This window comes from Rhodococcus sp. ENV425, assembly GCF_002887785.1.
In the GTDB taxonomy this organism is placed as follows: Bacteria; Actinomycetota; Actinomycetes; order Mycobacteriales; family Mycobacteriaceae; genus Rhodococcus; species Rhodococcus aetherivorans.
The window spans coordinates 69,147-75,895 of record NZ_PCZU01000283.1; the positions used below are offsets into that span (position 1 = coordinate 69,147).

Below are 6,749 nucleotides of genomic sequence, written 5' to 3' on the forward strand. Positions count from 1 at the left end.
TCCCCGACCCGACGGTGGCGTATCCGGCGAGCCACACCATGGACACCACTTCGGCGGTCCGCCCCTCCGGCGCATACCCGCGCGCGAGGGTGAGCCCGGCGAGCTGTGCCAGGCTCTGACCCAGGCCTGCCGCGATCGCGGCCACGACGATGACGGGCACCGAGGCGGCGCCGACGGCGACGGCGATGAGCACCGCGGCCAGCGCGGAAACCGAGAGCCCGACCACCGCGACCCGGTAGATGCTCATCCGGCGGACGAGGAACTGCGCCCCGGCCCCGGCCCCGAAGACCACGAACGACACCGCGCCGGCCAGGGTTCGCGTGTCGTTGCCGAGCAGGTCGGCGATCAACGCCGGGCCGAGGGAGATGAACAGCCCCGCCAGCGCGAAGGGGCTGCCGGCCACAGCCATGGACAGCAGCACGGTTCCCGCGATCTCGCGCGGGATGCTCGGCAGCTGCACCCAGCGACCGCCCACCCCGGCCGGACGACCGCCGACGGCGGTCAGCGGTATCGCGGCCGCCGCCAGCGGAACGATCAGCACCAGGAAGACCAGCCGTGTGGGCGCCGGCGCGACGTCGGCCAGCACCCCGGAGAGCAGCGGCCCCACGGCCGACCCGGCGACGGGTGCCGCGCTCGCGTACAGCGCGGCACGCGCTCCGCGGCCGGGGCCGAACGCGTCGGCGATCGCCGCCGACCCCGCCGCGCCGAACGCCCCGGATGCGAGGCCGATGAAGAACCGCCCCGCCTCCAGCCACAGGGGCGTGCGGGCCGTCGCGAACACGAGGCAGGCCACGATCGCGAGACCCAGGGCGGGCAGCAGGACGGCCCGACGTCCGAATCGGTCCGAAGCGCGGCCACCGAACACCAGCGCCACGACCGACCCGACTATGTAACTGACGAAGATCAGGCTGACCGTGCTGGGTGGAAAACCCATCTCGCGCTGCCAGACCACATACAGCGGAGCCGGGGCATTGCTCGCCGCGAACACGAGGAACACCGACAGTGCGATCCACGACGGCCGAGCCACCCGGCGCCTTTCCAGAACCTCGACCGACACCCGGCCTCCCTATTGATATGAATGATTAGCCCCTATAGAGAGTGGCACATTCCCGGCGCCCGTGGAGCGAATTGCCGGACCGTACGATGGCGGACTCCCGAGAGAAAGGTGCCGACCGTGGACCCTGAGGCCGATCCGTCCACGCCACTCGAGTCCTTCGGGTCGGCGGTCCGCGCCGGATGGCACGCCGTCTCCGCGGTGAGCGAGCCCGCGCCGCCCCTGCTCGTCGCCCTCACCGCCACCGTCGCGCTGGTGCTGGTGACGGTGCGCCCGCTGTGGCTGGTGACGCGGCATGTGATCACCCAGGCACACGAGGGCTCGCACGCGCTCGTCGCACGGCTCGTGGGCCGGCAGCTGGCGGGCATCCGCCTGCACAGCGACACCTCGGGCGTGACCGTGTCCTCCGGCAACCCACGCGGGCCGGGCATGATCGCCACCGCGTTCGCCGGGTACACCGGCCCGGCCGTGCTCGGGTTCGTGGCCGCGACCCTGCTCACCGTCGACCGGCCCGCGGCGGTGCTGTGGTCCGTGCTGGCCGCGCTCGCCCTGCTGATCCTGTTGATCCGCAACTTCTTCGGATTCGTCTCGGTGCTGGCGGCCGGCGCGGTGATCGGGACCGCCGCCTACTACGGCGACGAGCTGGTGCGCTACACCGTCGCGTACCTGACCACCTGGGTGCTGTTGTTCGGCGCCACCCGGCCGGTGCTCGAACTGGCGCGCACCCACCGGCGCGGCCGCGGGCACGGCTCCGACGCGGATCAGCTGCGGTGGCTCACCCGGGTGCCGACGGCGGTATGGATCGTGGCGTTCGCGGTCGTCACGCTCGGTACCGCGGCGTACGGCACCGCACGCATCATCGCGACGCAGGTGCCCTGATCACGGCTCGAGCGCGATCGCCACGGCCCGCACCGGGGCGCCGTCCGCGTCCCGCAGCCGCAGCGGAAGAAGACTGATCAGCGGATCGGGAAAGTCGACGAGTTCGAGGTTGCACAGGTTCTCGCACACGATGCCGCCGGCCTCGGCGACGAGGCGATGCGCGGGATAGTCACTGCCGAGGGCGGAATCGATGCTCGGGGCGTCGAGGCCGATGGTGCGCACGCCCCGCCCGAGCAGCCACCGGCACGCGTCCTCCGACAGATAGGGGTGCTCGAAGTAGGCATCGGTGCCGTAGTGCTCGGCCCACCCGGTATGCAGGAGGACGATGTCGCCGGGGCCCGGGTCCGGTCCGCCGGCCACTCCGTCGACGACGTGCCGCCGCGTCACCGCGGTGCGCGGCGGCAGGCCCCGCACGTCCAGGACGATCCCGCGACCCACGAAATGTTCGAGCGGCACCCGGTCGATCGGCGCGGCCCCGGCGCGCATGTGCAGCGGGGCGTCGACGTGCGTTCCGGTCTGCGAGCCGATCTCCACCCGCAGCAGGTTGTACCCGTCGCGCTCGAGCGTCGCGTGCGGCGTCAGCACCGGCACGGGATCGCCCGGGTAGACCTGGGTGTCGCCGGAGACGGTGCGGCTCAGGTCGACGATCCGGCGCACGCGCATGCGCCGATGCTAACGGGTGACCCGCGATCCGCGGGGTCACGCAGCGCCGCCGCGCGGGGCTCACTCAGCGCGCCGGCGCTGCCGTGAGGTGATGCCGGTCGGCGCGGTCGATCGTCGCGGCCGCGACGAGCACGCCGACCACCACACCGACGAGGGTGTCGGCGATCCGGCTCAGCGCGATCTCCGGCCCGACGGACGCCCCGAGACCGGTGAGGAGCAGTGCCATCGCGGTCACCGCGACGGAGGTCGCTGCGTAGTTCTTCATCACGTACAGTTCCGCCACCGTCTGCAGGACGACGATGGCCAGCGCGTACGGCCAGTAGTCGAGGGACAGCGCGAGCAGCGCGGCGGCGAGCACCGCGCCTGCGACGTTGCCGAGCAACCGCTGGATCGCGCGCTGCACGGTGTTCCGGTAGTTGGCCCCCTGCAACGCGGCCATCGCGCCCATCGTCGCCCACAGCGGGTGCTGCAGACCGGCGGCCTCGGCGAACCAGCCCGCGATCAGCGCGGCGAGCAGCACCCGGCCCGCGCCGACGAGAAGCGCGCGATCGCGCAACCGGGCGAATCCCTCTCGCGCGAATCCGGCGGGCCGCGCGAGGACCGGCGCCCCCGACGCATCGACGCGAGGAATCGCGATGTCGCGCCGCACCTTTCGCAGCTCGGCCTCGAACAGGGCGAATTCGGCGACGCGATCGGCCGCGACGCCGGATGCGGCCCCGTCGACGACCGTCTCGGCCGCGTCGAGCAGCGCGAGCAGTTCGTGGGTGTGCCGGTCGGTCCGGCTGAATCCGAGCGCGAGAACCTCGTGGGCGCGGGCGATCGCCGCCCGGGCGCCCGGCACGGCCCGTTCGCCGTCGCGTTCGATCGCCGCGACCGCCGCCAGGGCCCGGGCCACGGCGAGCCGGGCGGGACCGTGCGGGTGATGCAGCGCGGGCAGCATCGCGACGGCCCAGCCGACGAGCGCGCCGAGGGCCGTCGCGACGACCACGTCGCGCACGTCTACGGCGGTGCGGGCGAATCCGGCGGCACCGGCCGCGGCGAAGATGAGGATCACCGGGCCGGGGCCGGACAGCCGGAAGGCGCCGAGGATCCAGAAGGCGATCGCGGCCGCGACGGAGAGCACCGCGATCTGCGTCCACATGGCCGCACCGGTGGTCCCCACGGCGGCACCGAGTGCGGCGTACCCGACCACCCCGAGGCCGACCACCGCGATCTTGCCGGCCTGCTGCGAGTAGGGCTCGTGCCGGCCGAACGCCGAGGCGAGTGCACCGAGGGCGGCGAAGCCGGCCGGATGCGGCAGATCCAGCAGCCCTCCCGCGACGAGGACTACGAGAACTGCCGCCCCGACGCGCAGCGCCGGAGCGCGCGTGGCGTCCGCACTGCGGAACTCGAGCGACTCGCGCCACGCCGTCGGCGAGAGGGAGTGCGCGAGGGCGATCCGCGAGTGACGGAGGCGGCTGCGGTCCGGGACAGAGGTAGCGAGGGGCACTCCCCCAGTGTAGATACTTCACGTATAAATTAAATATAAATCGATTGTGAGACTCATCGCTAGAATGGGCCCATGACGGACGCCACCCAGCCCGAGGACTTCGTCGACCGCGTGCGGGTCGGCTGGGCCGAGACGTACCCCGACATCGACACGCGACCCATCGACGTCGTCGGCCGCATCACGCGGATCAGCTCCCTGGTGCTCGCCCAACTGGACCGCGAACTCGTCCCCAGCGGCGTCACGCGCCCCGAATTCGAGGTGCTGTGCGCCCTCGCCCGCAGCGAATCACCGCTGCGCGCCAGCGAAGTCACCTCCGTCACCGGACTGAGTGGCGCTTCCACCACCAAGCACGCGGACCGCCTCGTCGGACTCGGCCTCGTCGAACGTCAGCGCTTCGAGCGGGACGGTCGCGTGGTCCTGCTCGCACTCACCGATGCGGGGCGAGCCGTGGTCGACACCGAGTTCCCGCGCCGCCTCACCCGGGAACGCCACCTGCTCGACGGATTCACCGACGGCGAACTCGACACCCTCACCGCTCTGCTGCGGCGCCTCACCCGCGAGGTCGAGGCGCAGACCCGGCCCTGATCCGGGACGTCAGGGCATCTCGATCGTCTCTGCGCGTTCGATCTCGCCCAGCGCGCGGCGCAGGTAGAGCTCGGGACCCGCCCGGCGTGCCGCGAGCAGATCCGCGAGCACGACCAGCCCCGCCCGCAGGTACTCGTCGGGGCGAGCCTTCGGCGCGTCGGGATCGGACACCCCGAGCGTGCCGGTGAGCACCGCGACCAGCGTGTCCGGCTGCAGCGACGGCAGCCACGTCGACGCCGTGCGCGCGCTGCGCTCCAGCACCGCCTGCACGTCCTCACCGGTCAGCCCGTCCGGATGCAACTCCTCGAGCAGTTCCCGCATCATCGTCGCGTGTACCCCGGCGACCTGCTCGTACGGCAACGCGGCGAGCTCGGCCACCGCGTCCTCCCACGCCGGCACCGACTGCGCCCGGGCCGCGGCGAGCGCGGTCGCGGTGTGATCCGCAACGTCGCGTGCGATCTCCGGCCACTGCGTTGGCCACACGATGTCCTCCTGGGGTTGCCGACGTGTCGGCGCCAGCCTGCCAGCCGGCACCGACATCCGTGTCACACCCGGCGTTGTAGCTCAAGCGCGTCCCACGGCGCGTAGCCCTTGATGTCGTTGTCGAAGTACACGTACACGTCGCGCCCCTCGGAGCGCCAACCGCGGATCCGGGCCGCCCACTCGTCCAGCGCCTCGGGGGTGTAGCCGCTGGCGTACAGCTCGGTGTCGCCGTGCAACCGCACGTAGACGAAATCGGTGGTGGCCTCGGTGAGGAACGGGAAGCGGCCCGCGGTGTCCGCGACGACGAGGGCGACGTCGAGCCGGCGGAGCAGGGCGGCCGCCTCCTCGTCGGCGAAGCTGGGGTGGCGCACCTCGAGCGCGTACCGGATCGGCCGGTCCGCGTCGATCTCGGTCCACACCCGGTCCTCGCGCACCTTGTCCGTGTGCCGCGCCGCGAGCGCCGCGGCCTCGCGCGTCGACGCGGGCAGGCTCGTGAGAAATGCGCCGAGGCGCTCCGGCTCGAATGCCAGAGTGGGGGGCAGTTGCCACAGCACCGGTCCGAGCTTGGGACCGAGGGCGAGCACACCGGAGGCGAAGAAGTTGGCGAGGGCGTCGTCCACGTCGACGAGGCGCTTCATGTGGGTGACGTACCGGCCGCCCTTGACGGCGAAGACGAACCCGTCCGGTGTCTCGTCCCGCCACCGCAGGAAGCTCGACGGTCGCTGCAGCGCATAGAAGGTGCCGTTGATCTCGATCGATCCGAACCGCTCCGCGGCGTACTCGAGTTCGCGGCGCTGCACCAGCCCCGCCGGGTAGAAGTCACCGCGCCATTCGGCATACCGCCAGCCGGAGATCCCGATCCGCACCCGAGCCATCGGTCCACGGTAACGCTCGTCACGACTGGGAATCGGATCGTCGTTCGGCAGGCGCGGGGGACGGTACGGGCCTACGCTGTGCCCGAACTACGAGACCGCATCCTAGGAGTGGCCGTGTCCGAGAGAGCTTTCACCGCAAACGATCAGTTCAGTCCCCTGTTCAAACAGATGTGGTGGTTGGTGCTGATCCGGGGCATCCTCGCCGTGTTGTTCGGTGTCGTCGCCCTGGTGTGGCCGGGGATCACCGTCTGGGCCCTCGTGGTGGTGTTCGGTATCTACGCCATCGTCGACGGCGTCGTACTCGTCTACCACTCGATTCGCGACCGGGCTCGCCTCGACGGCTGGGGCTGGTGGCTCGCGATGGGCCTGGTCTCCATCGCCGCTGGCATCGTGGCCCTCGTCTGGCCCGCGGCCACCGCACTCGTGGTGCTCTACATCATCGCGTTCTACGCGATCCTGTTCGGCGTCACCGGCATCATCGGTGCGCTGAGCTTCCGGAAGGTCCCGAACTCGGGATGGGGGTGGTCGCTCTTCGCCGGCATCCTTGCGGTTCTGTTGGGTGTCGTGCTGCTGATCTTCCCCGGCAGCGGGATCATCAGCCTCATCTGGCTGTTGGGAATCTACGCCATCCTCTTCGGCGTGCTGCTGATCGTCGTGGCCTTCCAGGTTCGGAAGGTGGCGAAGCGGGCCGGGCTCGTGTGAGCCCGGCCCGCGGGGGCCG

At 71.6% G+C, this 6,749-nt stretch carries 8 protein-coding genes; 3 read left to right on the forward strand and 5 right to left on the reverse strand.

What is annotated here, in order from left to right:
- On the reverse strand, positions 1 to 1,057 hold a 1,057-nt coding region (locus CQZ88_RS26925; RefSeq protein ID WP_258008813.1), incomplete at its 3' end, for an MFS transporter.
- Between the two features lie 117 nt (positions 1,058 to 1,174).
- Here CQZ88_RS26925 and CQZ88_RS26930 point away from each other — a divergent pair.
- Entirely contained in the window at positions 1,175 to 1,933 is a 759-nt protein-coding gene (locus CQZ88_RS26930) for a M50 family metallopeptidase (protein ID WP_102800570.1), read from the forward strand.
- Here CQZ88_RS26930 and CQZ88_RS26935 read toward each other — a convergent pair whose 3' ends face one another.
- Both CQZ88_RS26935 and CQZ88_RS26940 read right to left on the reverse strand, forming a co-directional pair.
- Complete coding sequence (locus CQZ88_RS26935) at positions 1,934 to 2,596, reverse strand: cyclase family protein (protein ID WP_006941672.1); 663 nt, start codon at positions 2,594 to 2,596, stop codon at positions 1,934 to 1,936. It lies immediately after the preceding gene.
- Between the two features lie 64 nt (positions 2,597 to 2,660).
- Complete coding sequence (locus tag CQZ88_RS26940; protein ID WP_102800556.1) at positions 2,661 to 4,085, reverse strand: FUSC family protein; 1,425 nt, start codon at positions 4,083 to 4,085, stop codon at positions 2,661 to 2,663.
- A 72-nt stretch (positions 4,086 to 4,157) separates the two neighbouring features.
- On the opposite strand from CQZ88_RS26940, the gene CQZ88_RS26945 reads away from it, so the two are divergent.
- The gene (locus CQZ88_RS26945; RefSeq protein ID WP_006941674.1) at positions 4,158 to 4,670 is read left to right on the forward strand and encodes a MarR family winged helix-turn-helix transcriptional regulator; all 513 of its coding nucleotides are present in this window, start codon (positions 4,158 to 4,160) and stop codon (positions 4,668 to 4,670) included.
- 9 nt (positions 4,671 to 4,679) lie between these two features.
- Here CQZ88_RS26945 and CQZ88_RS26950 read toward each other — a convergent pair whose 3' ends face one another.
- Both CQZ88_RS26950 and CQZ88_RS26955 read right to left on the reverse strand, forming a co-directional pair.
- Positions 4,680 to 5,153, reverse strand: coding sequence for a hypothetical protein (locus CQZ88_RS26950; protein WP_180987090.1), 474 nt, complete (start codon positions 5,151 to 5,153; stop codon positions 4,680 to 4,682).
- 62 nt (positions 5,154 to 5,215) lie between these two features.
- A complete protein-coding gene (locus tag CQZ88_RS26955; protein WP_102800557.1) occupies positions 5,216 to 6,028 on the reverse strand; it encodes a DUF72 domain-containing protein in 813 nt (270 codons plus the stop codon).
- A 108-nt stretch (positions 6,029 to 6,136) separates the two neighbouring features.
- On the opposite strand from CQZ88_RS26955, the gene CQZ88_RS26960 reads away from it, so the two are divergent.
- Positions 6,137 to 6,730: an HdeD family acid-resistance protein gene (locus CQZ88_RS26960; protein WP_102800558.1), complete on the forward strand. Its 594-nt coding sequence runs from the start codon at positions 6,137 to 6,139 to the stop codon at positions 6,728 to 6,730.
- The last annotated feature ends 19 nt before the right edge of the window (positions 6,731 to 6,749 follow it).

Coding starts and splice junctions, on each gene's coding strand:
- CQZ88_RS26955 (WP_102800557.1), bottom strand. CDS start 6,028: ATGGCTCGGGTGCGGATCGGGATCTCCGGCTGGCGGTATGCCGAATGG.
- CQZ88_RS26945 (WP_006941674.1), top strand. CDS start 4,158: ATGACGGACGCCACCCAGCCCGAGGACTTCGTCGACCGCGTGCGGGTC.
- CQZ88_RS26935 (WP_006941672.1), bottom strand. CDS start 2,596: ATGCGCGTGCGCCGGATCGTCGACCTGAGCCGCACCGTCTCCGGCGAC.